Here is a 26,998-nt window from a genome sequence, read left to right on the forward strand (position 1 = left end):
TTTTTGAAACTTATTACGTTTTTTTACTATTTTTTATTTTCAGCAACAACTCTCAACGCTTTTGAGGAGATATCTGGTTCTGTTTACCCACAGCTTTATATCGAGCTTGGAAGGGAGTTATTCCGTGTTTGTTTTTGTAATATCGTGCAAAAAGGCTTGTGTCTGAAAAACCCCATCTCAGTGCAATATCTTGCCAACTGGTAGTTTCTTCCTCGTTCACCATGTCTTCGTAAGCTCCTTGTAGTCGTAACTCCCTGAGGTATTGCATAGGACTTACCCCTTTGGCATTCTTGAAACCCAGTTGAAGATTTCTGATGCTAGTGCATGCATAAGATGAAACGTCGCCGATAGAGATGTTGTCACCTGCATAGGCATGCATGTAATCTATAGCTTTGCATATATGCTTGGGCAACGAAACGTCGCTACGCTTACCATAGTGTGAATAGTTATGTGGTATCGATTCGATAATCAGTGATAGTATCGCTTGCTTCATATACCCTATGGAAATTGGCGAGCAGCATTCAGGACGAGTTGAAATGTTATTCTTGATACATTTGATGATTGAATCTAAATTATGCCAAACATTTCTATCTCCAGGCAGCATTGGCAAAAATTCAAGTCTTTGAACACAACTGAAACCCTGTATAGCCTCCAGCTCCCTTCTCAGCTGGTTTGCGTCAATCATAATCGTCTCGGTTTTTGTGTTAGAAGAAAATTGCCCTTGCACAAGTCTGGAGCTATCAATGATACACAACTCTCGTGATGCAGTTACGATACCTTGCTTGTTCATTTCCCATGTCGACTGTCCAAGGTGCGTGAAGCTTAAGAAATACACATCGGTACTCTGCTGTTTCTCGAACCCCCAACCGGATGAGCTTGAAGTGGAGCATATGTACATGTCGTCAATGTCATAAGTTGTTTTCCGATAATCTAGAGAGTAAGCACCTGAAAACTTCAGCGCAGGAGATAAGCCGCAGTTGTTGTAGTAGTCCCATAGAAGCTCTTCATTATCAAAGGACACATTAGACACGGATATGTTTTTCATAGAAAACCCTAATCAACAAAAGAATTATGGACTTCGCAGGCGTGACTGCTATTCGGTAACAGTAAATGAGCATGGGCAGCGTTCTGTTAAACGAAAAAAAAACGTTGAACAACCCACACTAGAAAGCGAAATTAGATGTCAAAAAACGAAGAGAGTGAAATTTTCATTAGGTTATACTATATCAAATTTTAAAGTGTGTTATCTTGAAAGCCTGGATATTTTTTTATGGGACCTGCTGATTTCAATATTGTAACAGTACGGAGCTATTTTTATCCTCTGGCATACCCGAACATGGGCATGGTTTTTAATACGGTTTAATCTGGTTGGAGCGGCAGAATGAAAAGCGATGAGAACAAGAGATACAGACTTCATCTATTGTTGATTTCATTGGATGAGGCAAATACTTGTTTGATGCAGCAAGTATGCATTGGGGTTTCACTTAACGATCCTCAATGGCTACAGGCGGCGCAACAATTAACCTCAAGTTATGAGAAGCTTAAGTTAGAATTGTTTGGTTAGATTGCGTATTGAGGATTCGGATGCAGTGTATATAACTGATTTTCAGCAAATCTAAAAAAACTCTCATTGATCCGTGGCGTCCATGCCACTACCCGTCAAAGCAGCCGTTCAGTGCTGTATTCGTTTATTTGATGATTAAGAGAGTATTCAAAACTCTTAAGAGTTGCTTGTTTTTGCTTTAGATCTTGAATTTTAGAACTAAATTATTGAGTCCATCTGCTAGTCTAGACAGATCATTGCTAGCAAGTAATGTTTGGCTGGTACCTTCGCTGCTTTGGACGGACAAAGATCTAATACTCATTAAGCTTTTATCAACTTCCCTCGCTACATGTGCTTGTTGTTCTGATGCTGTGGCGATTTGTAAGTTACGCTCATTAATTTCAGATACGGACTCAGTTATCTGTTTCAAGGATTCACCCGAACTCAGAGCGGTTTTTTGGGTGTTGTATACTTCTTCGGTGCTTTTTCTAATCGATTCTACCGTGGTGGCTGAACCGCTCTGTATCGCAGATATCATCTGCTCTATTTCAAGAGTCGAAACATGGGTGCGATGGGCCAAGGCTCGGACTTCATCAGCGACGACCGCAAACCCCCTACCCTGCTCACCAGCCCGTGCCGCTTCGATCGCCGCATTCAGTGCTAACAGATTTGTTTGCTCAGCTATACTCCTTATCACTCCGAGCACCTTGCTGATGTCGTCAGCTCTCCCTGCCAAAGCCAAAACTTCATCAGAGGAGGTCTCAACTAATTTGGTTAATTTGTCCATAGCAACCAATGTCTCACTAACGCGCTGATTGCCTAACTTAGCAGATTCGCTAGATTCTTGAGCTGCCCTTGATGTTGAGTTCGCATTGCGTGCCACATCTTCAACAGCAGAAGTCATTTCATTCACTGCAGTTGCAGCCTGTTCAATTTCGTTATTTTGCTGTTGTAGCAACTTATCAGCTGTCTCGGTGATCGAAGTCATCTCGACAGCCGCTGAACTTAGCTGCAGCGAAGCTCCAGATATTTCTTGAACAGTTAATTGTAGGTTTTTCGACATAAGATTTAATGCGTGCATCAATTTGGATATTTCGTCTGAACCTGTAACGACAAGTTGACGGGTTAAATCACCTTTGGAAATTTCCTCTGCCAAAACTAATGATGAATTAATTGGCTTGATGATGCTGCTGGTGAGCGCTATCGCAAGTATTATCGTGATGATTATGACAGTTATTACCACAACCGAGAGTACGATTATGCTTCTGTCGTAAACTTGCGCCGCGTCGATGCCCAATGCCTCGGCTTGAGCTGCATTAAATTTTCGTATGATACTTAGCTTTTCCTGGAACTTTGAAGCATTTTCAGCTTGCAACGTATTTGCGAATGCCAAAGCATTTTCATGCTCTGATAAATCCAGTGCTATGAGGCGCTCCAAGCCATCAATAAAAGGAGACATTGCTAGTTTAGCGTCTTCAAATTGACTTTTATCTTGAGGTCCCGATATCAGATTCTTTTCGTAAAATAAGCTGTTAGACTGCAGATTTTTTATCGCATTTCTAACTTTATTTTCAGCACCATTTTTTACTGCTACGTCGGTGTTAGCAAGCATTCGGATGCTTTCTAGACGTGCATGGAGCAAGTCGATTTGCATGTCGTCAATGATCTGCGTGCTCGGCAGCGCATTTTGCTCCAACTCCAGCCCAGCGTTTCGCAAATGGTTCAGCTGAGTGTAAGAAAATATTCCAAGGATTATTAGTAAAATCGTCACAACGCTGAACGATAAGGCTATTTTTAGGGTTATGCTTAGATTTTTCATAGTTGTTCCGGGGTTTATCAAGGGTTATGAAGTTCGAAAATACAAGTTTAGCTCCATGCCTTGTACGTGCATCACTGTAGTAATCTATTTAGGCTTGTCTCTGTATCAAAAATCTCACGGGCTAATAATTCCATTGTTAATACAGCCTTCAAGATTTTTCGCGCATTCTTGTTAGATTCTATTTTTTGTGACGGGTTTAAATGGTCCTTATCAGCTCCTGCGATTTCTGATAAATAATTGCTCACTGTGTTAAGGCTTGCTGTTATAATTTTTTTAATCGTCTTTTTTAAGTCGTCCATTGCCTGGTTCAACTTCATCACCTCTAGACGAATCAAACGCTCAGGTAATGAAACTATATTTTGAGCCTGGTTCTCTTTTTCAGCATTTGTAGCATCAGCTAAAATTTTCCTGGCTGTACAAAAAATCTTGTCGAGCTGATTAAGCATATGCACTATGGAGTTAATATCCGCTATCATATTCCAGATTTTCATATCAACTAAGCTTGCTGCTTCAGACCAATTGATTTCTTTGGGGTAAGTCATTTTTTTCACCGAACTTCTGAGCACTATCAGAAATACTTGTGTCATATCAGATATTCTGAAGACCGTGATTTTTTTAAAATGTGTAATATTTTGATTTGCATAAAATACAGCAGTAGCTGTGAGCTGAGACATGTCACCCTTTTTCGCTACTGAGTTATTGCTCTAGTTTCTTACGGTTCCAACGCAATCTGCGTCTTGTGCTCGTGGTCTGGCGCTGGAGACCTCAGCACATGAGTATGCATAGCCTAGATGTGCCGACGTGCCGACGTGCCGACGTACCGAATGTCGGGCTGCTATTGACCTAAGTTATTTGTAGGTCGATCATAATATGACATTCGTCAAACGGGTATGACAAGATATTAGCTTTTTCTGCCAGTGCACTTGTGAATGGGCGATGGCAGCGGGAGCGATTCGTTTGGGTGATTAGCGGACTTTTAGGGAGTCGCGATCTGCCCTAAAAAGCATAAGAATTTTTGGATTTCATATGAATACAAGAACTGTGCATTTCTTGGTCTATTCTGACCTAAACATGCTGGATTTGGCGGGGCCGCTTGAAGTCTTCCGTACAGCTAACCATTTCTCCAAGTCGCTAGCTGCCCCTTACACGCTTGACTTAGTAGCGCTGTCTGGCAATTCTTCCATCCTGCCAGGTTCTTCCATCACTACGTCGATCTTAGATCAGCACACACCTTCGCCACACACGCTAGTCATACCAGGCGGACCTGGTGTCTACGACTTTCGTGACCATCCAGCATTTAACCCCCTTTTTTTGAACTATGTAAATAAAGCCGAACGAATCATTAGCGTTTGTACTGGAGCTTTCGCCCTAGCGGCGACTGGTAAGCTCAAGGGGCGTCGCGCTACAACTCATTGGTCAGAGTACGAAAGATTGGAGGAGAGTTATCCTGACATAATTGTTGAGAAAGGTCCTATATTTGTCAGCGATGGGAATGTCTGGAGCTCTGGTGGAATTACATCGGGAATAGATTTGTGCCTTTCAATTATTGAAAATGATTTGGGACATTCGGCAGCGTTACAGATAGCCAAACATTTAGTCGTTTTTTTAAAAAGACCAGGGGACCAAAGTCAGTTCAGTTCTACTTTGGAGTTACAAACAAAGAGCGGTGAATTTTCGGATCTCCATGCTTGGGTGAATGATAATTTGAGTCGCGAAATCACTGTTCCGGTTCTCGCAAACTATATGAACATGAGTGAGCGCACCTTAATGCGCAAGTACAAGGCCACTATGGGCCAAACCCCAACGAAGATGGTGGAGATGCTACGCCTAGAAGCTGTTCGCCGCTTGCTGGTCAAATCTCATAAGCCACTTAAGGAAGTAGCCTCAATAACTGGATTGGGTGATGAGGCAAATCTAATTAGAATTTTTGTTAGGGTTTTCGGTATCACCCCGACTCAGTATAAGGCTAGCTTCAGATCCACCCTGGCGTGAGGCGTTTCTCTTATGACTGAGTCCGTAAGCCTAATGTATACGATTTGCCTAGGTACGCAAGGCATCAGGATGTTCAACATATTGCGCTTGCCCGCATTGCCTGTGCGGTAGCGTTATGACCATTTTCGCGGTGCGGTTCGCTACATCAGCGCCAAGACGCTGTTGTATCAAGCGGAGGCAATAATCGGTTGCCGCCACGGTACCCGGTGAGGTGATGATTTTATAGAACCTCGTGCTACATAGAATCGTCACGCAAACTCTTTTCGGGCGCACCAGTGGGTGGTCGACTCCTTGCCATCAAGCAGCCCGACATCTCTAAGGAAAAATGAGCCCAAACATAACCGGGCGGACTGACGCGCCGTCGCTAGTTACGCGGATGCAGCCTGCCAATTGACCGCCCCACGCTGGACCGACTATTACGTCAGACTCCTCGATCAGTTCGAATACATGAGAGCTTTCTTCGGAAAAAACTCACTGAAGCCTAAGTGCGCTTACAGCTTTTCTTGGGGTAATCAGGACGGAACCCACTGATGCGGCAGCAATTGTGCGATCTCACTGGCCCGCTGCGTCGGCAATCGCTTCAGCACATCCTTGAGATAGGCATGCGGATCATGCCCGTTCATGCGCGCCGATTGGATCAAACTCATGATGGCCGCAGCCCGCCCCCCGCTTATCGCTGCGCAGCGATCCAGGAAATAACCAGTTTGAGCGCACGAGTGCCATTCTGGTCTGCATCAGGTCCCCCTGTAGTGGTCTAATGATTCCGGACACTCATTTAGGCGAGAATATCGCCAGATATAGAGGTGTCTGATGACCAAACAACGCCGTACCTTCTCTGCTGAATTCAAACGTGAGGCCGCAGGCCTCGTGCTCGATCAGGGCTATAGCCACATTGAGGCCTCCCGCTCGCTAGGGGTGGTCGAGTCTGCGCTGCGTCGCCAGGGCTCCCAATATGGGAGCCGACAGTTTCGCCAGCGGCTTTGGCGATACCGCATGCGCCAGAGCATGAGTCGCCGAGGTAATTGCTACGACAACTCGCCGATGGAGCGTGTATTCCGCAGCTTGAAAACCGCCGTGGGCTACATGACGGCCCAAGAGGCACAGCGGGATATCAGTCATTATCTGATGCATCGCTACAACTGGGTTCGGCCACACCAGTTCAATGATGGACTGGCACCCGCTCAGTACGAGAAAAAACTTAACGTCGTGTCCGAGATCAGTTGACCACTACATGCTAAAAAATTTACAAACAGTTGGTACGCCCCTCTAAACCTAGGCTTCTGTGATCGAATGTAATTTTTCAGACAAGCGTCACTGCACGTTGGTAACACATGACTCTGAGAGTATGACCTGCTGCTCTACAAGGTATCGTTGAAATCGAATGGCGTAATCATCTCCCACGGCGGAGATGACACTTGGCCTGTTTGCCAGTGACTCGCGCCAGGCTGACACGCGTGCAAGGTTTTCGAAGATCGGCTGGGAGACGACTGGGCTCAACAAATCGAAGTAGCGAAAGACAGGGGTAAACACAGCATCCACCATGCCGAACGCCGATCCTGAAAAATAGGGCACGTAATCAAGCTTGTCCTCGAGCCGTTGCAACTTATCTCGAAAGGCAGCTTTCTTGCTGTCAGCCATCGCGAGATCTTTGGCGTTGAGGAACTGCCAGGCATCGGCGAGCGCCGCGCCGCCAAACTCTACCCAGGCGCGCTGTTGCGCGCGGACTAGCGCGTCGTTGGAATAAAGACTGGCACCGCCCTGCGTTTCATTGAGGTATTCGCAAATGGCCATGCTCTCGAAGAGTATCGCGTGTGCCCTATCCGGCAGTTCTACTTTGAGCAACGGCACTTTTCCCGTCGGCGAAAGCGCCAGGAACCAATCTGGCTTGGCGGAGAGGTCAACGTCGACCCTCTCAAAAGGCACATTCTTTTCAAGCAACACGATGGCCGCTCGCTGAACGAACGGGCACAACGGATGGCTGATGAGCGTAAGTTGAGCGTGCGGCATGATGGTTTCTCGATGGGCTGGGATCTAATGAATGCGGCTTTTGTTACAGCAACTGCCCGCCCGAGATGTCAAAAGTCGTCCCGTTAGCCCAGGCCATGTCATCGGACAAGATCGCGGCAACCGCACCGCCGATGTCGTCCGGTAGACCGACCCGGCCCAGCGCGATGCCCTGTGCCACGTAGGCGTTCACATCCTTGTTGTCGCGCACCGCACCACCGCCAAAATCGGTTGCGATGGCGCCGGGGGCAATCGCATTCACCCGAATTTGGCGCGAACCCAGCTCTACGGCCATGTAACGGGTCAGCACTTCAACTGCGGCCTTAACCGCCGCGTAAATGCTGTACCCCGGCAGGGTAAAACGCACGAAGCCGGAGGAAACGTTCAGGATACGACCGCCGTCTTCCACGAGCGGTAGCAGCTTCTGAGTCAAGAAAATCGGGCCGCGAAGGTGCGTGGCGACCAGTGAGGCAAACTGGTCTTCGGTCGCGTCAATAAAGTTCGAAAAGAGGCCATTGCCAGCATTGTTGACGAGGAAGTCGAAGCGCTCGCGGCCGAAGTGAGTTTTCAGCGTATCAGTAAGTGCGTTTGAAAAAGCCTGATAGCTGGCAGTATCGGTGATGTCGAGCGGCAGCATAGCGGCCTTACCGCCCTGCGCCTCGATTTCCTGCTGCAGCGATTCCACTTCTGCCGCGCCGCTGCGGTAGGTGCCGATGATGTGGACGCCGCGCTTGGCCAGGTGAAGGGCCATGTTACGGCCAAGGCCACGGCTGGCGCCAGTGATGAGTGCGATCTGATTAGTCATGGGTTTCTCTACTTGATTAGGCGCGTTCTTGACCTGATCAAGATAGGCAATATCCGGTCTGCAACCCACGCCTAATAAACTCAATTTTTTGCCTGATTGTATCAATCATATTGCGCGGTGGTGGGACGTAGGCATAATCGGCACATGAACAACGATCTTGCACAACATCTTGATATAGCCCTGCGGCATGCGCCACCGGGTATGACTACCACACGGATTCCGCGTGTAGACATCTGCGTAGGCCAAGGTTCTTCAGATAAGGCGCCATGTCTGTATCGGTCGATGATCTGTTTCATCCTGCAAGGATCGAAGCGCGTTGCTATTAACGATAATCTTCTGAGCTATGACTGTGAACAATATCTCATCAGTGCCCTGGACCTGCCATTGATCGGACAGATTCTTGATGCGGAAGGGGGACAGCCCTACGTTGCGGTATCGCTCGTACTGGATCCGGCCATACTGGCGGAACTGGCGACGAACATGCCGGTGGTTCGCGAGATCGAACAAAACGGGATTGGCATCGCGATTAACCCGATGAGTGCCTCGCTCCGAGACACCTTGCTGCGTTTACTTTCATTGCTCGACACGCCAGCCGATATCCCGATTCTCGGTCCCATGGTCGAACGGGAATTGCTCTATCGTCTCTTGCAGGGTCCCCAAGGACGACTGCTACGTCAAATCGCCCAACCCGATGGCGCACTGGGCAGCATCCGGCTAGCCGTTGCCTGGATCCGCGACAATTACAATGCCCGACTTCGCATCGATGCGTTGTGCAATGCCAGCGGCATGAGTCGGGCGAGCCTGCATCGCCATTTTATGTCGATGACAGGCCTCAGTCCCATCCAATATCAGAAACAGCTCAGGTTACAGGAAGCTCGCCAGCTCTTGCTGGCCGGCGAGCATCGTGCGTCTGACGTGGCATTCGCTGTCGGCTATGAAAGCGCATCACAGTTCACACGCGAATATTCACGGCAATTCGGCGCATCGCCTGCGCGCGACGTGCGTGAGATACGGCAGGCGATCGGCACTCCAGCAAGGGCGTAAACCGCAGACTTGTCTATGGATTTTTTAAGGGCAAATAGGCGCTTAATCCGCCATCGGTGACGGACCTCTTTCAAGATAGGTAGAGAGCGCAATACTGCTACGCGTCGCCTCAATGCCTTCTATTCCATGAATTATGCCGAGTAGCGCCTCCAGTGTTTGAGTATCACGAGCTCTGACCTTGAACACCTTACAACTTCGACCAATCAGCGTTGTAGTCTGAGGCGCATCAGTGAACGAGCTCATCCAAAACGGCTATATGGATCTGCCATCCATCACGTAGTGACTGAGGTTAACTCTTGGAACTTGCGATATTTTTTCCTCACCTTCGCTTTTGAAGATGGCGTCGGATTCAAGCAAATCAAAAACAGCACTGGAAGCCACACCAATAACCAGCCGGCCGTCTAATTCCTCAGGCATTCACTGCTCCCTATAACGATACTTACTTCCTGCACTCTACCACCGGTTGACTTGCCATCGCTGCCCTGCAAAGTCCTAGGGACGTCGCACCAACTCAGCTCAAATGCCGTGCGTTCTACAGCAACCCGACCATCTCGTTAAGTGAGGAAATCGAGACTGGTGCGCCGCCCATCTCCTGCGGCCATTCATGAAATCCCCGTAACCACACTGCGCGCATTCCTGCTGAGCAAGCGCCCAGGTAGTCGTTAACAGGATGATCGCCCACAAACCAGCATTCTTCGGGCCTTACTTGCAAATGCTCTGCCGCTGCCAGAAAAATCGCGGATGCCGGCTTGGTGGTCCCAACCTTTTCAGAGCTAAAAATCGCATCGATATGCGAAGCAAATGGCAAGCAGGCAACAGTACTCTGGCGGGAGGACTCCGCGCCGTTGGAGACAATGGCAATCCTGATGTCTCGACGTGATAGCTTCTCAACCAAAAGCTCGCTGCCTGACATCGCCACTGCTGAACGTGGAAAGTGAATCTGCCAGTGATCGCTTAAAGTCTGCGGTGTCTGCGCCACGCTCCACGCCAGCTCATGAGCCAAAACGTGCCCAACTGCCTGGCGGATAGAGGAAAATGCCGAACCCGCTTTTAAATAGCCTCCATTATCTACTTGGCTGATCAACCGGACGATAGCCTGACTGTCAGCGTGGACGACGAGGCCAAAGTCTTTCAAAAAGCACTTCACATACCGTTCAATACTGAGCGCCCGGTTAGTCAGAGTGTTATCAAGATCGAATAAAACCGCTTTAGGAAGCATTTGCTCTCCACTATGGCTCAAGTCGCAATTCCCTCTGTCGCAAGCGCAAAACACTCGTACAACTCAGCCGATCGGAACGCGTCGGACTATAGAAGTCTGACGCCCGCCAGGCTACTCAACGTGCGTGTGCCCTTCTCTACCACGACCAAGATTTGATCGCGCCCAACGCTCCGCACTCATCACAGACAACCCCTGCACCGCATTAAACGTCCCCGCCACATCCCAAGCAACACCCCGACCCATGGCAAACACCGCCCGGTATTTCCGTAAATTATCATCAGGCTCCTCTGCAAGATCGGCCATCAACTGCTGCACGCCAAGCTCCCGGCGCTCGACTTTCCGTCCGATGACTCGTTCAACCAGGTCAGCCAAAGCACCGTAGCTGAGTGTGTCGCCAGCGGTGTATACGACCTGGTTTATCAGGCGCGGGCTGTGCAGCACGATGGCGGCGGTGAGTGCGCCTATGTCTTCGGGTGTCGTCACGGTCACCATGGTTTCCAAACTGCCCAGCGCGTTGACCTTTCCGGCGGACAGGTCAACGACTCCGAACGCTGGATCGAACAGGAAACTGGTGAACATGCCGGTGGAAATAATCACCCACTCGGTCCGGGATTGGGCACGCAGCAGGTCGCGAACATCCAGTTGCTCGTCAAACAGATCCTGAGGGCTGCCACGGCCAATCACGTCGTAGTCGACGCCGAACTGCCACGGAATATAGCGTTTCACTCCCGACATCAGTGCGACTTCGGTCAGTTTGTGCTGGGTCCCACGGCCCGCTGCAAATCCTACGCAACTGATCACCGTGTCGAAGCGTCCGAACACAGCAGCAAGTTCTTCCACGGAGGCGTCGGCGATATCGGCTGTCTCGATGGCCACGCCCAGCGTCCTGATGGTGTCGATTTCCTGTTGTTTTGCCTTGTTCGAGCTATGCACCGTGGCCTGACGCAGCAGCACGCTGATGCTCATCGATTCGGTTGAACGGGCGGCCAGTCCTTGCAGTACGGCAAGTCCCAGCTCGCCGGCCCCTAATACCAGAATGCGTTGTTTGACGTTTGAAATAGCAGCCTGCATGGTAAGCCTCTTTTGTCGTACTTAACGTGAGGCCAGGGATCTTGTCATGGACTTTGATGCGCAAAAAGTAGGTACATCCGTGATACCGAGTGGTCTTGATGCTCAGGAAATCGTGCGGCTTTCGCAGGATGCGTGTCGCGCGCTTTCCGATGATGAGGATGGTCTCAAGCGCGATATCCTGGGTCATTCCGGTAACCGATGGTCACTCGGCGTGGTGCATGCGCTGGGCGTCACCAGCCCGTTGCGCAATGCGGAGCTGCGTCGCCGATTGCATGGCGTCACCCAACGTATGCTCACTCACACGCTGCGTCAGCTGGAACGCGACGGGCTTATCTCTCGTCACGACTTTGGCGAGAAGCCTCTGCGCGTCGAGTACGCTTTGACTGAGCTGGGAATGGGCTTATTGGTGCAGATGATTCCACTGTGGACGTGGGTGATCGAACAGTCGGATGGGTTCAACGAGGCGCGCAAACGTTATGACAATCAGTGACGCATCTTGAGCTGAAGATTAGGCAGCAGAATTTTCGAGTCCCCTACCCTCTAGTCAACCTCTGAGTTGGCGGCTGTTTGGGTCGAGGCGATAAGGTCGCGTAGCCATATATGAGCGGGATCCCGGTGCAGTCGTTCGGGCCATAACATGAGCATTTCAAACCCTGGAATCGCGAGTGGAGGCTCTTGGACGATAAGTGCGGGCTCATCTCGCACCAGCCTTTCTGGCACCACCGCAACCAGATCGCTGTGGGCCAATGCCGAGACAAGCGAGTTGAAGTTGGGCACGGACAAGACGACTCGTCGCTCCAGGCCTTTGGCGGCCAGCGCCTGATCAGTGCTCCCGACGAACCCGGCGCCATTGGGTGACATCACGGCATGTTCCAGGCCGCAGAACGCTTTGAGCGACAGCCGGGTTGCCAAGGCCGGATGATCTCGCCGCCCTGCCAGCACATAGCGTTCGTGAAACAAAGACCGCTGACGCAGTTTTGGCGGCGCTTCGTCGCGGGTGTGCAGTGCCAGGTCAAGCTGGCCACTTTCAAGATCGTTGGCGAGGCTGACGGGATGTTTGTTCAACAGTGCCAGACGCGTATTGGGGGCCAGACGCCTGAGCGACGCCAACGATGGCCAGATCAAAGCCGTCGTTGCGTAATCACTGGCAGCAACCCTCCACGTCTGGCTGGACAGTGCTGGATCGAACGGTGCGCCAGGACTCAGCGCGCCCTCCAAGGCTATCAGCGCTTCACGCAGCGGCCCGCGCAGCTCACGTGCACGCTCGGTCGGCGACATGCCTCGGGGGCCGGGCAGCAATAACGGATCGTCCAGAATTTCCCGTAGCCGACCCAGCTGCAGGCTGACGGTCGGCTGGGCGAGATTGAGCAGCCTCGCCGCCCGTGTGACGTTTTGCTCGGACAGGAGCGCGTCCAATGTGACCAACAAATTAAGATCCAGACGACGCAAGGTATTGTGCATGTAAATACCACATGTTTCGGAAATTCATTTCTATCATACCGGGTTCGTCGTTACCGTGAGGCCTACATCCACTCGGAGCCTCTTATGAAGCTGCTACTGATTTACGCCCACCCGGAACCTCGTTCACTCAATGGCTCGCTAAGGGATTTCGCAATCGCTCACCTGAAAACCGCGGGCCACGAGGTCAAGGTTTCGGATCTGTACGAGATGCGCTGGAAAGCGCCCATTGATAAGGACGACGCCCCAGGCTACGACCACGAAAAGCCTTTCAACCCCGCAACCGAATCGCAGCGTGTATTCGCCGCTGGCAACCAGCCGCCAGATATCGAAGAAGAGCAGGCCAAACTGCTATGGGCGGACGCCGTCATCTTTCAATTCCCCCTGTGGTGGTTCTCGATGCCAGCGATCCTCAAGGGCTGGGTCGAACGCGTCTACGCCTATGGATTTGCCTATGGTGTGGGCGAACACAGCGAGAGCCACTGGGGCGACCGCTACGGCGAAGGCAGCATGGCTGGAAAGCGGGCGATGTTGGTGGTCAGCATGGGTGGATGGGAGTCTCATTACAGCGGTCGAGGTGTGAACGGCGCACTGAATGATCTGCTGTTCCCTATCCAGCATGGGGTGCTGTTCTATCCGGGGTTCACTGTAATGCCACCCTTTCCCATCTATAAAACCGGGAAAATGGACGCCGCTCGTTTCGAACAGCTATGCACGGCCTATGCTGCCCGGCTGGATAACCTGTTCGATGATGAGCCTTTGCCATTTCGTCGCCAGAATGCCGGGGACTATGAAATTCCGGCGTTGACACTCAAGCCGCATATCGCACCCGGACGTCACGATCTTGGAATCCATACCTATGAGGGCATTACGCCTGAAGGTTAGAGGTCAGCACATCCACTCAATCTGCAATCACCGTTTTCGAGGACCATCAACACATTCCCGCTATCCCTGGTCCCCGAAAATGCAGTTCTCCAAACACCCTCACATCGCACTCGGCCTGCTTTTCTCGGCGATGGCCGAATCCGCTTCCGCCACTGGCTTGCTCGACGATGCAACCACCACCCTGCTCGCCCGCAATTACTTCCTGAGCAACGACTACCGCTCGCCTTCGCCCTCCGGAAAAAACTACAAACAGGAATGGGCGCAGGGATTCATTGGCACGTTCACCTCAGGCTTCACTGACGGCATGATTGGCGTCGGTCTTGATGCTCATGCTTTTTACGGGCTGAAACTGGATGGCGGCAAAGGGCATTCGGGGACGGGGCTGCTGCCGGTGGACAGTGACGGTCGTAGCGAGCGCGATTACTCAAGTGCAGGTGGCGCGCTCAAGCTGAAAGCCTCCCGAACCACCCTCGCCTTTGGCGAAATGACGGTAGAGACGCCAGTATTCGATACGTCGGACAAACGTCTGCAGCCGGAGTACGCCACCGGGTTTCTACTCAACAGTCGCGAGATCGACAATGTGAACCTTATCGCAGGCCATTTCACGGCGTTCAAGAATCAGGACAGCTCATCCGGCAAGGACGATTTTCAAGGCTACGGCGCCAGCACCGACGCTGGCGGGATCAGTTTTGTCGGGGCTGAGCTGTTCAGCGACAGCCCGCTGGGTGGCGCGCTGTATGCTTCTGACCTCAGTGAAACCTGGCATCAGTACTACGCCAATCTGCACTGGAAACAGTCCGGCGTGTTGCTCGATGCCAACGTCTACCACACCCGCGATACAGGTCAGGCGCTGGCCGGAGAGATTGATAACACGGCGTTCAGTCTTTCCGGCAAATACAGCTTGGGTGCCCATGCAGTGATGCTCGGCTGGCAAAGGATCGACGGCGATACGCCCTTCGATTTCGTCGGTGGCGACTCGATCTATCTGGCCAACTCAATCAAGTACGCCGACTTCAACGGCACCAATGAACGCTCGTGGCAAGCCCGTTATGATCTGGATTTCGGTGCGTTCGGCATTCCGGGGCTGAGTTTCATGACCCGTTACGTGTCCGGCAGCCATATCGACGGCACGCATGCGCCCAAGGGCGGCGCCTACAACCCGTTCGACGCGGACAGCGGCGAGTACCAGCCTCAGCAAGGTGATGGCGGCCGTCACTGGGAGCGGGATGTTGACCTGCACTACGTCGTCCAGTCCGGTGCGGCCAAGGACCTTTCAGTGCAACTGTCCCAGGTCACGCACCGGGCCAACAGCGCGCAGGCGGGTGATGACATTGACCGGATCTATGTAGTGGTTCAGTACCCGTTGGGGTTCTAAACCCGGCCGCTACCGAAAGGAAACTGGCGCGACCGCAATCAGATGCGCGGATATCGATTTCTGGTTTTGCTTTGAATCACGACCTCAGAAATCCGCCACCTTCCCCCACGCCGATCCCTTGAACCGATCCGGATGATAAGGCTTGGGATCAACAATCGGCGCAGCGCCACTGACAATGTCGGCAATCAAATGCCCTGCCCCCGGGCCTATTCCAAAACCGTGACCGCTGAATCCGGCCGCCAGTACCAGGCCCGGCAGGCTGGCCATTTCTCCGATACCGGGAACGCCATCCGGCGTGCTGTCCACGTACCCGGCCCAGGCGGCGTTTATCGATGAGTCTCGCAGCGCGGGGACCAGTTCCTGTGCGCGTTGGTAGGTCAGTGCGACTGCCGAGGCGTCGGCTGTGGGGTCGAGGATTCGCATCTTTTCCATGGGGGTCGGCTGGTCGAGGCTCCAGCGTTTCCAGCTTTCGTGGCCTGAGCGAATGCCTTCCAGCCCGCCCGGCGCGAGGTTGCGCCAACGGCGCATGAACATCGGCAAGAATTGCGTGCCGTAGCCGAGGAGTTGAGGGGTTGGATCGACGCGCCCTCTTCCGCTGATTGCCAGCGTGTAGGTGCCATCGAAACGGCGAGTCATCGAGACGCCGGCGGTGTGCAGGGCACCGGGTATTTCTTCGCTTGGTGCGGAGACCGAGAGTACGGTCTGGCGAATGGTCGCCTGAGGAAAGCGAATGCCGTATTGACGGCAGAACGACGACGCCCACGCGCCTGCCGCGAGCACGGCGATCGGGGTGCGGATGACGCCTTTTTCGGTCACGACCGCAGACAACCGACCCGCCTCGGTCTCGATGCCGCGCACGGCGCAGCCCTGATGCACGGTGCTGCCGAGGGCCATGATGGCGCGTGCGACTGCCGGTGCTGCGCGGGAAGGATCCGCTGTGCCGTCAGAGGGTGCGAAGACCCCGCCTTTCCACTGTTTACCCGTCGCTTTGCCGTGTTCAGCGGCTTGCTGCGAGGTGAGCATGCGGGTGTCGACATTGACCGTGCGAGCAAACTCGCCCCAGCGCGCCCAATCGGCGATTTCCTGTTCGTTGTTGCTGAGGTACAGCAGGCCGCAGCGCGAAAAGCCGGTCTGCTCGCCGGTTTCCGCGCCGAATTGTTCCCACAATTCCAGAGCCTTGGTGGCCATCGGCAGCTCACGCGCATCGCGGTTCTGCTGACGGCACCAGCCCCAGTTGCGGCTTGATTGCTCTGCACCTATACGGCCTTTTTCGATCAGCGCGACTTTCATGCCGCGCCTGGCCAGGTAATAGGCGGTAAACGCACCGATGATGCCGCCGCCGATCACGACCACGTCGGCCTGCGTCGGCAGTTCAGGGGAAGATTCTATGGCGGTCAAAGGTGCGGGCATGTTCAGAGGGTCCGTTCAAGGCTTCAGTGCGTGGGCGTGTTACTGATGTATTACACCACCACAGCGCCATGTATAGATGCTTGAAAGTGACGAGCCTCTGGCATGAATCACCGTTTGGCGGGGTTGCCTCGGCAGACTTTGCCGGTGAGGCTCGCTGACTCGTATTACGGACACCAGGCTGCCATCCATGAATTTGCGAATGTGCTTCTATTGCTGTCGTCTTCGTTTCTCTTATCGAAGATACTGCTGCGCGATAGCGATGTACTTGAAGAAGCATCTCTCTGACACTGGAACGGAATCGAACACTGCAATGCTCAAACTCGCCGCTGTACCGCTGCTTATCCTTCCCCTGTTCGCCTTTGCCGACTGCAAGGATCACCTGGAAAACTGGGGCAAAGCCCTGCGGCCCGATCTCAAGCTCGACAAGGAGCACGCGGTCTGCAAGGTCAACCCGGCCAATGCCAGCCAGACACTGGCAGCCCTGCCGTTTGCGGAGAATGTCGACGAAGATGAGCAAGGCGATTACGGACTCGCCGTCATAGTAGCGGATACCTCAAGCAACAAGATCATTGCCCAGCACTATCAGGCTGCAGCGATCAGCTCCGATGCCATCCGTTTTGAAGGGTTGACGCTGGACACCGCTCGCTACCAGCTTGCACCCAAATTACGGGCATTTGGCGTGAGGGTGATCCACATTGGCTCATCCAGAGTGAACCCGTTCAGCAGCACGTCTCTGAATCTCTACGTACTTGAGGGTTCAACGCTGCGCCCCGTAATGAATGCGCTGGAAGTCAGCAGCTCCAATGGTGAGTGGGACGGTATGTGCGTCGGCGAATTCAGTCAGACCGAACGCACCTTGTCCATCACAGACAAGACCAGTAAGGGTTTTGCCAGCCTTCAGGTTGATGAACAGACTGTTGGCACCCAAGACCGGCTCAACGGTGAGGACTGCGAAAGTAACGACAGCAAACCCGTTACGTCCAGGACGATTCTGAAATACGATCAGGGTCAATACGCAGTACCGAGCACAATGTCTCCAGTTCAGTAAGGATCGCAAAGCCGGGCACGACGCAGGGACGTCGGCCCGCATCCTGCCCGTTCCATGGTGGCCTGTCGCGGCACGGCAAGGCTACAGACGAACCGCCATGGTGACGAACGCACTGCGAGGGTTGCCCACTTGAAGAATCTGCAGGTCGCCCGTCGGATCGCTCGCGGCACTGGCGTCGGTGTTCAGGGTGGAGATGTAGCGCTTGTCGAACAGGTTCACCACGTTCAGCGACAGCGTGGTGTCCTTGACAGCACCCAGCTTGCCGAAGTCATAGCCCAGGGTCGTGTTGGCCAGCCAGTAACCAGCGACGCTTGAATCGTTGGTATAGGTGTAATAACGCTTGCTCATGTAGCTGCCTTGCAGGCCCGCGTTCCATTGCTGCCAATGCCAGTCCAGGCTGCTGGAGTACATCAGCTTGGGCGTGTCGACTACGGTTTTGCCTTTGACATGCACTTGGCTGGTGCCGCTCTGATAATCGTCGTCGTAAGTGCTTCGGTTGTAGGACGCCGAGTTGGACCAGCGCCAGTTTTCGTTCGGCGTCAGGGCGAAGGTCAGTTCAAGGCCACGGCTGGTGACCGAGCCGACGTTGGCGACGCTGTTCTGACAGATCACGATGCCAGTGCAGTTGGCGATCGCCACCAGGCGATTGTCGAATTTGGTGTTGTAGACCGCAGCCGAGGTCGAGTACAGCGGATTGCTGCGGCGCACACCGACTTCAACGGTCTTGGAAGTTTCGGGCTTGAGGTTTTTGAACCCACCTGCCGCGTCGACGGCAACCTGCGTGGTGAAGAACGGGCTGTAGCCACTGCTGGGGAACGCGGCGACGTTCTCGGAATACGAGGTGAAGACCTCGTCCTGACCGTCGAGTTTATACGTCGCGCCCAACTGCGGCAGGAAGCGGTCACGGGCTTCCAGCGAGCCACTGGCGTAACCGCCGCCCTTGCCTTCTGCAGTCGAGGTGGTGACCGTGTTCTTTGCACCGAACTCCAGCTTCAGGCGGTCATCCAGCAAGGTGTAGCTGTCGCGCAGGTAGAACTGCCGCGTCAGGTCGTTGTAATCCTGGGCAAGAACAGTCGCGACCTGCGGCAGACCCTTGGTTCTCACGATGTTGTTCTGCGGCGCAGTCCCGGTCGGGTCGAACAGATAACGGCCAATGTCGTTCTTGTTTGACTGAATCCAGAAACCGCCCTGGATCTCATGCTGGCCGAGGAAATATGTCAGCGACGTCTGAAAGCCCGACCGGTTGATGCCATAGACCGTGCTGCGAATGGAGTTGGTGGGCACCGTGGTACTGCCGCTGGTGAAGGTAAACGGGTAGTAAGAGTTTCCGCGGCCCGAGTCGTGGTGGTGATAGACCGCAGCATCCAGCAGCAGATCGTCGCTGAGCGAGAAATTGCCACTCAGAATGTCCAGCTCATCGTCACGCAGGCTGCTGCCGTTGTAGGTCGCATCTCCCGCACGGGTGACGCCGCCGGTAAAGATGCCGTTGGCCGCATTCACGGCGCGGGTCCAGTCCGGCGTGTAATAGCTCCAGTTGTAACCCAGACGTCTGATCATGCTGCTCGACAGCGATGGCAGACTCGCCTCGTTGTGGGTCGAGGTGCTATGAAAAAAGCTCAGGTGATTGCTGCCGAAATCGTAAGTGACCTTGGCGTTTACAGCGTCCGATTCCTGCGGGTTGTCGTGGCCTTTCCAGGCATCGGCGTCGTACGTTTCTCCGGAAATGTAAGCGGCCAAACCTTTGTATTCGCCGGTGTCGAACCGCGCAAACGTGCGTTTGGTTTTGTAGTCGCCAAAGGTCTGGGACAGGCGCGCGCCAAGCTCCTTGTCAGGGTTGGAACTGGTGAAGGCAACTGTGCCGCCCAGATTGCTGTTCGAGGCCGTGCCCAGCGCGCCGATACCGGCGGCCACTTCACTGCTGGCGATGTTTTCCGCAATGATCGCCCGGGTAATGCTCAGGCCGTTGAAGTTGGCAAAGCTCATGTTGCCCAGCGTGACGCCATCCAGCGTGTAGCCCAGGTGGTGCATGTCGAAGCCGCGCAGACTGATGCGCTGACTGCTCTCCTCCCGCCCCAGCGGGTCGCCGGACTGAAAGCTGACGCCTGCCAGACGCTGCAGGACTTTCATCGGGTTGGTGGCGGCCGAATACGCCTTGATGTCCTTGTCACTCACTCGCTGCACCTGGCGCGTTTCGCCCTGGCCGATGACGGAAACCGTGCCCAGCGTGGTGTCCGTCGCTGCGGAGACCGGCTCCTCGGTCGAAGTGACCGGCGTTGCGGCATCCTGCGCATAAGCCGCCAGACTTAACGTGTGCAAACCGATCAATAGCACCAGGCGTCGGACGGGAAAACGTGACGCGTGCGTGGTCGATAACGTGATCATGAAAGGTTTTCCAAGACGTAATGAGTCGACAGGTTCCGGCCCGTTTGAGGGCTGGCCGGGATTATTGGGTTCAAGGGCTTTCGGTAATCACCGCCAGCCGTGTGATGCCGGAGCGCTGCACATCCGCCAGTACGCGGGCGACTCGTCCGTAGTCGGTTGCCGTATCGGCACGCAGGGTCAGCGCGACCTCCGGGTCTCGGGTATGCAGGTTCTGCAGGGCATCCGGCAGTTGTTCCTCGACCAGAGGCTCGCCGTCGACGAAAAGGCTGCCTGTGGCGTCGATACTGATCGCAACCGGTTTGGCGTCATCCAGCGGCGCAGTGGCCACGGTTTGCGGCAGATTCAGCGGGATGGCGTTGGTCAATAAGGGCGCGGTGACGATGAACACCACCAGCAGCACCAGCATGACGTCGACCATCGGCGTGATGTTGATATCGCTGATCGCGTCGTCGTCATTGCTCGATGAAAAGGCCATGTCATGCAACCCCGCTGAGGTTGCGGACGCCGTCACGCTCACCTTTCAATCGGAAGGCATGGCGCTGGGCGCGATTGAGCAGATCAACCGCGAACGCATCCAGATCGGCAACGATGAGCTTCACGCGACGACCCAGGAAGTTGTAGGCCAGCACTGCAGGCACAGCGACTGCGATGCCGACACCGGTGGCGATCAGGGCTTCGCCGATAGGCCCGGCCACGATCGCAATGCTGGCTGACTTGGCGGTACTGATGGCTTGCAAGGCATGGATGATGCCGAACACGGTGCCGAACAGGCCAATGAACGGTGCTGTACTGCCGATGGACGCGAGCACGATCATGCCGCTTTCCAGGGCGCGTCGTTCACCGTGAATCTGCTGATGCAGGCTGCGCTCGAGCAGTTCCTGACGACTCCAGCTGTCGGTCGGCTCGTGGCCGTCCTGACCATTGGAAAGCGCTCGGGTCGTTACCTGCGCAAGACGCGCCAACTGGCTTTTCTCGGGGCCGCTGCGCAGCGCTGCATCAAAATCCTGTGCTGCCCAGAACGCCTGGGTGTAGTTCCTGTTCTGGCGTTTCGCGCTGCCCTGCTGCCAGGCCTTGAGCAACAGCACGGCCCAGGTCGCCAGTGAAAACAGCAACAGAATGCCCATGGAGCTTTGCTGGATCAGGGTTGAATAGTCGATTGTCATAGTGAAGCCTCAAGGAGCGAGAGTGAAGGCAAGCGGAACGTTGACCCAGCCATCGACCGGAGTGTCGCCACGCTTGGCAGGAGTGAATGACCATTGCCGCACCGCCGCTTTTGCCGCGTCGTCGAGTGCCGGGAAACCGCTGGTCTGCGCCACTTCAACCTGATCCGGATGGCCGCTGGCCAATACATGCACACGTAACAGGGTCGTGCCCTGCTGATGGCGCTTCGCGGCGGCGGGCGGATACACCGGCGGCGGGTTGTTCAGGTAACCGGCGCGGCCAATGGGCGCAGTGGTTCGTGGCTCCGGGCTCGGTGCTGGCGCCGGGGCTGCCTTTGCAACGGTCTGGGGCGCCGGAGGGGTTGGAGGCGCGACTGGCTTTTCGGCCACTTGCGGCTTGGCCTGTGGCTTGGCAGGCACCGGTCGTGTCGCTGACTTGGGCGTGGGGGCCACAGGTTTGGGTGGCTCTACCGGCGCAGGTGGCGGCGGCGGTGGTGGCGTCGGTTGTGCCACAGGCGGCGCGGGTTCCGCTGGTGCCGAAGGCACTGGCGGTTTGGGGGCGAAGACCATCTGCATGGCGATCGGCATCGGTTGAGTGATCGGCGGCAACGGCTGCGCAGGCATGTTGTGCAACAAGAGAAATCCACCCACATGCGCGCCCAGCGCGATGACGCAGACCAGCGCAATGTGACGTTTGCCGATCGGTGGCACCGCCACTTCCGGCAACAGCGCGGCGGGCCTGTCGAATGAGTGTGCTGCAAGGTTCGGTGCCGACGTGTGTTCGCGAAATTGTTGCGGCGGACGTCTGGATGAAAGTAACGCAGGCATAACATCACCAGTTCAGTGCGGAATACCGAAGAGCGGGCCGCTTTTTAAAAGTTGGGCGATGCTACTATGGGTTTTATGTAGTTAATGTGATGGTGCGGAAACTTGCTATTAAGTTTCATCTTGGGTGCATGGTGGCCTGTTAGTATTATTTTTTTATGCTGCGCGTCATCTGTTGCCAAGCACAAAAAATGTCTATGTGTGATGGTTTTATTTTGGTTTTATGACGGATGACGAATGTGCGCCAAGCACGTTTACTTTGTTGATTTGCACGTGAAAAGCTGTGTCTACGGCCACGTATTTTGTTCGGGCCTGGCCGACCTGTTGAATTACCAAAGTAAAGGGTACTTTAGTGGTCAGTTTGAAAACAGCGTGGTGTTTCGGCACCCACTATCTTTTAGCGAATTCATGGTGGCTGCTGGTTCGTCGCTTATAATATCCCGGGATGCGTCATGTGCGTCATTTGTAATCCATTTAAAGAACAGCACTTGCACAGGCTAGAACCCAGATCGGCATACGTAACATAAGCTTGACCTCCTTCAAGTGAGTATCACATCAGTCGGGCAGTGCCGATGGCAGGTTCTGGCCTGTCATCGCTTCCACATACACAGAGGGTGGTGCGGGAGGTGGTTGCGTGGGTGACGTTAAAGCGCCAGTATCCGGGTCGTAGGAAAAGATCTCCTCGACATCGTCGGTACTCACCTTGAGTCGCCCTTGCTGCAGGTCATCATCGACTCTGAGAACGTGTCTGAATCCGCCGGAGCAGGTGATGCTGGCTCCGTTCGCGAATCCTGATCCTTTGGGTTCCAGGGGCTCGATCGTGCACGTTGCACCGTCGGGACGACTGATCTGCAGCCAGCCCTCTGGCGTGATTCGATGGGTGTAGACCGGCTGACCATCCGGGCCCAGGGTGGTGAACGCAGCGCCGCGCTCGAAGCGCCGTTCAGGGGCATCGCTGCCCTTTACGCCCACGATATTGTGTGTCAGCAGACCGTCCGTGCCGATGTAGTAATGCGCGATTTGCGTTCCGGTATTGCCCGGCCAGCGCAAATGCATGTGGACGTGAGGCGGCGCGTCTTCGTGACCGTGCGGCGCATTGGTATCGAAGCCCATGATCTGGATCTGACCCAGTCCGTGCTGCTGCACGTAACGGCCCAGATCCAGATCGCGCAGGACTTCTCGCTGCGCGAACTGCAATACGTTGGCCGCAGCACGCTGAAGGGAAGGAAACTCGCCCTGGGCGTAAGCTCCGGCGCGGCGTGCAGGATCGGCATGCTCAAGGCGCAATACCAGGCCGGGTTCGACGATATGGGTCGATACCTGCGCGGCGGTGATCGCGTCTGCCGCGAGTGGTGGAAGAGCAACGATCAGATGCTTGCCGTCGAACCGGAACCCGATGTCGCCTGCCTCCAGAATGACACGGGAGATATTCGCAACCGCTCCGTCGAACGCCAGTTCCAACGTGCGTGATCGAGGCACTTTGAGTGCAATGATGGTTTCGCGCGGATTGTCGGCATTCCACAAGTCATCAGTGACCGGTTCGCACGCGACGCAACTGGCCGGGACGAACTGAACACCGGGTCCGTCTGTACGCTTTACGAATTTCAGGACCACGATAACGCTGGGGTTTTTAATGGGTAAAAAAGCAGCCATTGCCATGCCTGAACCCAGCATTGCGCTCGTTGCGAGGGCCATCGTCCAGGACGCGGTCATAAGTTTGACTTCCGTAAAAGTCCCGGAATGTTTAAATGACATGCGCTCATAAGTCAAAGTGCCCAAGTTGGTCAGTTGATGATTGCGTCGCCGTTGCACGCTCGTTCGGTATGATGGCAACTAATAAATCATTCACGGGTGAGCGCTAGACACGCCGTTGTCGGCGAAAGTCTGCAGTGTCGACGACTGCCTACCGCTCTCTAAAAATTTTATAAGCTGAGGGCGCAGTGGCCTCAGCTTGCTATATCTGTTTTTACGGTACGTAGCCGATATGACAGATTGAGGACGTCATCGCCCGCCTTACTTTGATTTTGCACTCTGAAAAAAGAGAGTGTAGTTATCATTCAATGATGGTCGATACACCCGTTCGGATTGGCCGACGGATCCGATGCACGAGTGACCAACGGCTTAACGAACTGCACTTCTCTTCTGTACTTTTCCGTCCAAAGCGTGATGTGACATGCCTTGCAGCCTGAGTACACCTGTCTGCCGACGCTTAATTCAATCGAATTTACCGGGTTTACCCATGACTAAAACCTGTGAGTTCTTTCCCGGGAAAGAACGCCAAGTACAGGCAGGAGCATGCGTAAGTGAGCAAACATGAAATAAACGTCATCCGGGCATTGCAGGCCGCTTTTCTGATTGTTGTTGTACTGCTGGGCTGGGCACCGCTGGATCGAAAGACATGGTTGATGGAAAACAGCGTGGTAGCCCTGTGCGCTGCAGCGCTCTGGTTCTGTCGTCACAGGTTTTACTGGACAACAAGGTCCTGGGCACTGGTATTGGCTTTCGTGAGCCTGCATGAAGTTGGCACGCACTTCACTTATCCGCAGGTGCCTTATGACGCTGCCATCCTGAAGATGACCGGTGTCAGCCTTGATCAGTTGTTCGGTTGGCAACGCAATCAATATGACCGCGTTGTGCATCTGTCTTACGGGGTGCTTGGCGCCCTGCCCTTGCGCGAAATCGTGACGGTCAAATGCCGGCTTCAGGGTGCCTGGGCGTCACTGATTGCCTGGTCGCTGGTGCTGTCCACTTCAATGCTTTACGAACTGATGGAATGGATCGGCGGCGCATCGTTCGGTCAGGGTGGATCGGCATTCGTGGGGGCGCAGGACGATTTCTGGGATGCACAGAAGGACATGGCCGCCGCTGCGGCGGGGTCGCTTCTGGTGCTGGTCTGCAGAGGTCACGCGATACGCGAGAAAACCGGGATCACCAAGCCTGCGTGACATTTGTATGGGTCAGTCAGATGCCAAAGCCGCCTGCATCCTGCCAAGAAAGATCTCTTCGGCCGGGTTGCGGACCTGATGGGCGCTCCACATCAACATGACCGACACCTCGCATACGCGTGATTCAGGCACCAGGCTTCTCAGCAGACCCTGCGCCTCGTACTCCCGGCACAGGTGCTCGGAAAGAGCGCCAGTGCCTATGCCTGCCAGCACCATGCGCAGCACTTCTCCGGTGTTCGAGGATGACGCGGCTATTTGCTGACGGATGTACGGGTTGCCGTAATGCGCTGACAAGGGAGACACCATGCCACCCAGCGATTTGCCGGAAAAGCTGACGAATCGTGCGGACTTGAGGCGTTCGATCGTCACCGTTTTCTCATGAAACAGCGGATGAGCATGACTGCAGTAAAAAAACACCTGCTCACGGCTCAACAGGCACTGTTTGATATCAACTTCCCCGGGCTGTTTACTACGACAGTGGAATCGTCGCGCTGGCATGGCAAGGTGGATTGCAGATCATCGCCTCCCAGAAAGAACATTACTGCTGCTGATTCATCTGGCGCAGTTCTCTTGAAACAGACGACTTATCCGCACCGCGTCACATGCTTGACCGACTGATACCCCGCCAGTCCCCAAGGCCCGAGTTCACGGCCGATGCCGCTGCCCTTTGTGCCGCCCCAGGAGGTTTCGACAAACACGGCCTGGATCGAATTGATCCAGACGTGGCCTACCTCAAGCGCATCGGCCACCCGCTCGGCGCGCTCGATGTCTGCGCTGGCCACCGTGGCGACCAGTCCGAAACGGCTGTCGTTGGCAAGCGCAATGGCTTCATCTTCAGTGCTGAAACGCCGGGTGCAGAGTACCGGGCCGAAGATCTCTTCGGTCCACAACCGGCTGCTGTCCGGCACGTCGGTGTACAGCGCAGGGCTGACGAACCAGCCCTGCCCTTGCCGGTTTGCCTTCCCGCCTGCCAGACACGTCAGTCCCTCTTGTTCGGCGATTGCAAAATATTCGTGGACCTTGCGCCACTGCGCCTGGCTGGTCAGCGGACCCATGTCCACTTCGTCGACCAGAGGATTGCCCACACGCATGTTCTGAAAAGCAACCTGCAGGCGCGGAATCAGCGCCTCGGCGATCCCCTCCTGGATCAGCAACCGCGAGGTGGCCGAGCACATTTGTCCTGCGTTCCAGCAGATACCGGCAACGATCCACTCCACGGCCTGATCCGGGTCGCAGTCGTCGAACACGATAAACGCCGATTTGCCGCCCAGCTCCAGCGTGACCGGCCGACAGTACGCTGCCGAGTTGCGCATCACCTGAACGCCCACGGCGTTGCTGCCGGTGAACGACAACTTGTCCAGACCCGCGTGTTCGCTCAGCGCCGCGCCGGTCTCGGCCTTGCCGTTGACGATGTTCAGCACGCCGGTCGGCAAGCCCACGTGCTGGGCGATCTGCGCATACGCGAGCTCGACCAGTGGGGTTATTTCCGAGGATTTGAGGATCACGGTACAACCTGCCGCCAAGGCCGGGGCGAGTTTCCAGGCGCTGGTCACCAGCGGAAAATTCCACGGCACGATCAGGCCGACCACGCCCACCGCTTCAAGACGCGTGCGTGAAGTAAAACCGGGGACTGGCAACTGCACGTCGCGATTCGAGGTCTGGCTCTCGATCAGTTTGGCGTAGTAATTGAACGTCGCTACCGCATCGTCCAGATCCACCTCGGCCTCATGGCGAGGTTTGCCGTTGTTGCGCATCTGCAGTTCAATCAACGCTTCGCGACGCTGGGCAAGCTGCTCGGCAAAGCCACGCAGCACGTTTGCCCGATGGGTGACGGTCGTTGCCTTCCAGGCGGGTAACGCAGCTCGCGCAGCTGTCACGGCCTGATCAACCTGCGCAGGGCTCGCCGACACCAGCTCTGCGAATGGTTCGCCAAGGGAAGGATCGCAGACCGTGAGAACATCGTTGCCCTCGCCTGCCTGCCACTGACCGTTGATGTAATGCGGGGTATTCATC

26 protein-coding genes and 2 pseudogenes are annotated in these 26,998 nt (G+C 54.6%); 8 read left to right on the forward strand and 20 right to left on the reverse strand.

Annotated elements, in window-relative coordinates; all coding sequences use genetic code 11:
- Positions 1–52: 52 nt before the first annotated feature.
- From AC0IXS_RS00665 to AC0IXS_RS00680, 4 genes and pseudogenes are all read right to left on the reverse strand, one after another.
- Positions 53–1,045, reverse strand: a complete 993-nt coding sequence (locus AC0IXS_RS00665; protein ID WP_471823427.1) for a helix-turn-helix transcriptional regulator — start codon at positions 1,043–1,045, stop codon at positions 53–55.
- 697 nt (positions 1,046–1,742) lie between these two features.
- Positions 1,743–2,624, reverse strand: coding sequence for a methyl-accepting chemotaxis protein (locus AC0IXS_RS00670; protein WP_471826173.1), 882 nt, complete (start codon positions 2,622–2,624; stop codon positions 1,743–1,745).
- Positions 2,601–3,362, reverse strand: a pseudogene (locus AC0IXS_RS00675) (MCP four helix bundle domain-containing protein); the annotation flags it as partial. The gene AC0IXS_RS00670 and the pseudogene AC0IXS_RS00675, both read right to left, overlap by 24 nt.
- A 71-nt stretch (positions 3,363–3,433) precedes the next feature.
- Positions 3,434–4,036 carry a hypothetical protein gene (locus tag AC0IXS_RS00680; RefSeq protein WP_330803397.1) on the reverse strand — a complete coding sequence of 201 codons (603 nt, stop codon included), beginning with the start codon at positions 4,034–4,036 and terminating at the stop codon, positions 3,434–3,436.
- A gap of 352 nt (positions 4,037–4,388) precedes the next feature.
- On the opposite strand from AC0IXS_RS00680, the gene AC0IXS_RS00685 reads away from it, so the two are divergent.
- The gene (locus AC0IXS_RS00685) at positions 4,389–5,354 is read left to right on the forward strand and encodes a GlxA family transcriptional regulator (RefSeq protein ID WP_137202094.1); all 966 of its coding nucleotides are present in this window, start codon (positions 4,389–4,391) and stop codon (positions 5,352–5,354) included.
- Positions 5,355–5,866: 512 nt separating this feature from the next.
- Here the strand turns inward: AC0IXS_RS00685 and AC0IXS_RS00690 are convergent.
- Positions 5,867–6,074 (reverse strand): annotated as a pseudogene (locus AC0IXS_RS00690) (transposase domain-containing protein); the annotation flags it as partial.
- A 90-nt stretch (positions 6,075–6,164) separates the two neighbouring features.
- Between AC0IXS_RS00690 and AC0IXS_RS00695 the strand changes: the two are divergent.
- Positions 6,165–6,578 carry a transposase gene (locus AC0IXS_RS00695; RefSeq protein WP_081021666.1) on the forward strand — a complete coding sequence of 138 codons (414 nt, stop codon included), beginning with the start codon at positions 6,165–6,167 and terminating at the stop codon, positions 6,576–6,578.
- An 87-nt stretch (positions 6,579–6,665) separates the two neighbouring features.
- Here AC0IXS_RS00695 and AC0IXS_RS00700 read toward each other — a convergent pair whose 3' ends face one another.
- Together AC0IXS_RS00700 and AC0IXS_RS00705 are read right to left on the reverse strand one after the other, a co-directional pair.
- Positions 6,666–7,361, reverse strand: coding sequence for a glutathione S-transferase family protein (locus tag AC0IXS_RS00700; protein ID WP_057408266.1), 696 nt, complete (start codon positions 7,359–7,361; stop codon positions 6,666–6,668).
- 43 nt (positions 7,362–7,404) lie between these two features.
- Positions 7,405–8,163 carry an SDR family NAD(P)-dependent oxidoreductase gene (locus tag AC0IXS_RS00705; RefSeq protein ID WP_057408267.1) on the reverse strand — a complete coding sequence of 253 codons (759 nt, stop codon included), beginning with the start codon at positions 8,161–8,163 and terminating at the stop codon, positions 7,405–7,407.
- A 144-nt stretch (positions 8,164–8,307) separates the two neighbouring features.
- Between AC0IXS_RS00705 and AC0IXS_RS00710 the strand changes: the two genes are divergently transcribed.
- The gene (locus AC0IXS_RS00710) at positions 8,308–9,207 is read left to right on the forward strand and encodes an AraC family transcriptional regulator (RefSeq protein ID WP_057408268.1); all 900 of its coding nucleotides are present in this window, start codon (positions 8,308–8,310) and stop codon (positions 9,205–9,207) included.
- 42 nt (positions 9,208–9,249) lie between these two features.
- Here the strand turns inward: AC0IXS_RS00710 and AC0IXS_RS00715 are convergent, their stop codons facing one another.
- The 4 genes from AC0IXS_RS00715 to AC0IXS_RS00730 all read right to left on the reverse strand — a co-directional run bounded on the left by AC0IXS_RS00715 (position 9,250) and on the right by AC0IXS_RS00730 (position 11,497).
- A complete protein-coding gene (locus AC0IXS_RS00715; RefSeq protein ID WP_122668613.1) occupies positions 9,250–9,450 on the reverse strand; it encodes an Lrp/AsnC ligand binding domain-containing protein in 201 nt (66 codons plus the stop codon).
- A 9-nt stretch (positions 9,451–9,459) separates the two neighbouring features.
- On the reverse strand, positions 9,460–9,624 hold the full coding sequence (locus tag AC0IXS_RS00720; RefSeq protein ID WP_471823433.1) for a 5'-nucleotidase: 165 nt from the start codon (positions 9,622–9,624) through the stop codon (positions 9,460–9,462).
- Between the two features lie 115 nt (positions 9,625–9,739).
- Entirely contained in the window at positions 9,740–10,426 is a 687-nt protein-coding gene (locus AC0IXS_RS00725) for an HAD family hydrolase (RefSeq protein ID WP_137202093.1), read from the reverse strand.
- A gap of 111 nt (positions 10,427–10,537) precedes the next feature.
- The gene (locus AC0IXS_RS00730; protein WP_471823435.1) at positions 10,538–11,497 is read right to left on the reverse strand and encodes an aromatic alcohol reductase; all 960 of its coding nucleotides are present in this window, start codon (positions 11,495–11,497) and stop codon (positions 10,538–10,540) included.
- A gap of 46 nt (positions 11,498–11,543) precedes the next feature.
- Between AC0IXS_RS00730 and AC0IXS_RS00735 the strand changes: the two genes are divergently transcribed.
- Complete coding sequence (locus tag AC0IXS_RS00735) at positions 11,544–11,987, forward strand: winged helix-turn-helix transcriptional regulator (protein WP_471823437.1); 444 nt, start codon at positions 11,544–11,546, stop codon at positions 11,985–11,987.
- Between the two features lie 50 nt (positions 11,988–12,037).
- Here AC0IXS_RS00735 and AC0IXS_RS00740 read toward each other — a convergent pair whose 3' ends face one another.
- Positions 12,038–12,958, reverse strand: coding sequence for a LysR family transcriptional regulator (locus AC0IXS_RS00740; RefSeq protein WP_471823439.1), 921 nt, complete (start codon positions 12,956–12,958; stop codon positions 12,038–12,040).
- An 84-nt stretch (positions 12,959–13,042) separates the two neighbouring features.
- Here AC0IXS_RS00740 and AC0IXS_RS00745 point away from each other — a divergent pair, with 84 nt between their 5' ends.
- Entirely contained in the window at positions 13,043–13,840 is a 798-nt protein-coding gene (locus tag AC0IXS_RS00745) for an NAD(P)H-dependent oxidoreductase (protein WP_122668610.1), read from the forward strand.
- Between the two features lie 130 nt (positions 13,841–13,970).
- Complete coding sequence (locus AC0IXS_RS00750; protein ID WP_424481724.1) at positions 13,971–15,215, forward strand: OprD family porin; 1,245 nt, start codon at positions 13,971–13,973, stop codon at positions 15,213–15,215.
- 84 nt (positions 15,216–15,299) lie between these two features.
- Here the strand turns inward: AC0IXS_RS00750 and AC0IXS_RS00755 are convergent, their stop codons facing one another.
- Positions 15,300–16,625 carry an NAD(P)/FAD-dependent oxidoreductase gene (locus AC0IXS_RS00755; RefSeq protein WP_122690614.1) on the reverse strand — a complete coding sequence of 442 codons (1,326 nt, stop codon included), beginning with the start codon at positions 16,623–16,625 and terminating at the stop codon, positions 15,300–15,302.
- A 310-nt stretch (positions 16,626–16,935) separates the two neighbouring features.
- On the opposite strand from AC0IXS_RS00755, the gene AC0IXS_RS00760 reads away from it, so the two are divergent.
- The gene (locus AC0IXS_RS00760) at positions 16,936–17,673 is read left to right on the forward strand and encodes a PA3715 family protein (protein WP_191954124.1); all 738 of its coding nucleotides are present in this window, start codon (positions 16,936–16,938) and stop codon (positions 17,671–17,673) included.
- 81 nt (positions 17,674–17,754) lie between these two features.
- Here AC0IXS_RS00760 and AC0IXS_RS00765 read toward each other — a convergent pair whose 3' ends face one another.
- From AC0IXS_RS00765 to AC0IXS_RS00785, 5 genes are all read right to left on the reverse strand, one after another.
- Entirely contained in the window at positions 17,755–20,055 is a 2,301-nt protein-coding gene (locus tag AC0IXS_RS00765; protein ID WP_137202088.1) for a TonB-dependent receptor, read from the reverse strand.
- A 70-nt stretch (positions 20,056–20,125) separates the two neighbouring features.
- The gene (locus AC0IXS_RS00770) at positions 20,126–20,530 is read right to left on the reverse strand and encodes an ExbD/TolR family protein (RefSeq protein ID WP_057408278.1); all 405 of its coding nucleotides are present in this window, start codon (positions 20,528–20,530) and stop codon (positions 20,126–20,128) included.
- 1 nt (position 20,531) lies between these two features.
- Positions 20,532–21,218: a MotA/TolQ/ExbB proton channel family protein gene (locus tag AC0IXS_RS00775; protein ID WP_122412103.1), complete on the reverse strand. Its 687-nt coding sequence runs from the start codon at positions 21,216–21,218 to the stop codon at positions 20,532–20,534.
- A 9-nt stretch (positions 21,219–21,227) separates the two neighbouring features.
- A complete protein-coding gene (locus AC0IXS_RS00780) occupies positions 21,228–22,043 on the reverse strand; it encodes an energy transducer TonB (RefSeq protein WP_471823443.1) in 816 nt (271 codons plus the stop codon).
- A gap of 552 nt (positions 22,044–22,595) precedes the next feature.
- Complete coding sequence (locus tag AC0IXS_RS00785) at positions 22,596–23,852, reverse strand: hypothetical protein (protein WP_471823445.1); 1,257 nt, start codon at positions 23,850–23,852, stop codon at positions 22,596–22,598.
- A gap of 491 nt (positions 23,853–24,343) precedes the next feature.
- Between AC0IXS_RS00785 and AC0IXS_RS00790 the strand changes: the two genes are divergently transcribed.
- Positions 24,344–24,985 (forward strand): DUF2238 domain-containing protein, encoded by a 642-nt coding sequence (locus tag AC0IXS_RS00790; protein ID WP_240045175.1) that lies wholly within the window; start codon positions 24,344–24,346, stop codon positions 24,983–24,985.
- A gap of 12 nt (positions 24,986–24,997) precedes the next feature.
- Here the strand turns inward: AC0IXS_RS00790 and AC0IXS_RS00795 are convergent, their stop codons facing one another.
- Positions 24,998–25,483 (reverse strand): substrate-binding domain-containing protein, encoded by a 486-nt coding sequence (locus AC0IXS_RS00795; protein WP_240045176.1) that lies wholly within the window; start codon positions 25,481–25,483, stop codon positions 24,998–25,000.
- A gap of 86 nt (positions 25,484–25,569) precedes the next feature.
- On the reverse strand, positions 25,570–26,997 hold the full coding sequence (locus AC0IXS_RS00800) for an aldehyde dehydrogenase family protein (protein WP_137202087.1): 1,428 nt from the start codon (positions 26,995–26,997) through the stop codon (positions 25,570–25,572).
- Position 26,998: the final 1 nt, after the last annotated feature.

Source organism: Pseudomonas sp. AC016 (assembly GCF_979253365.1).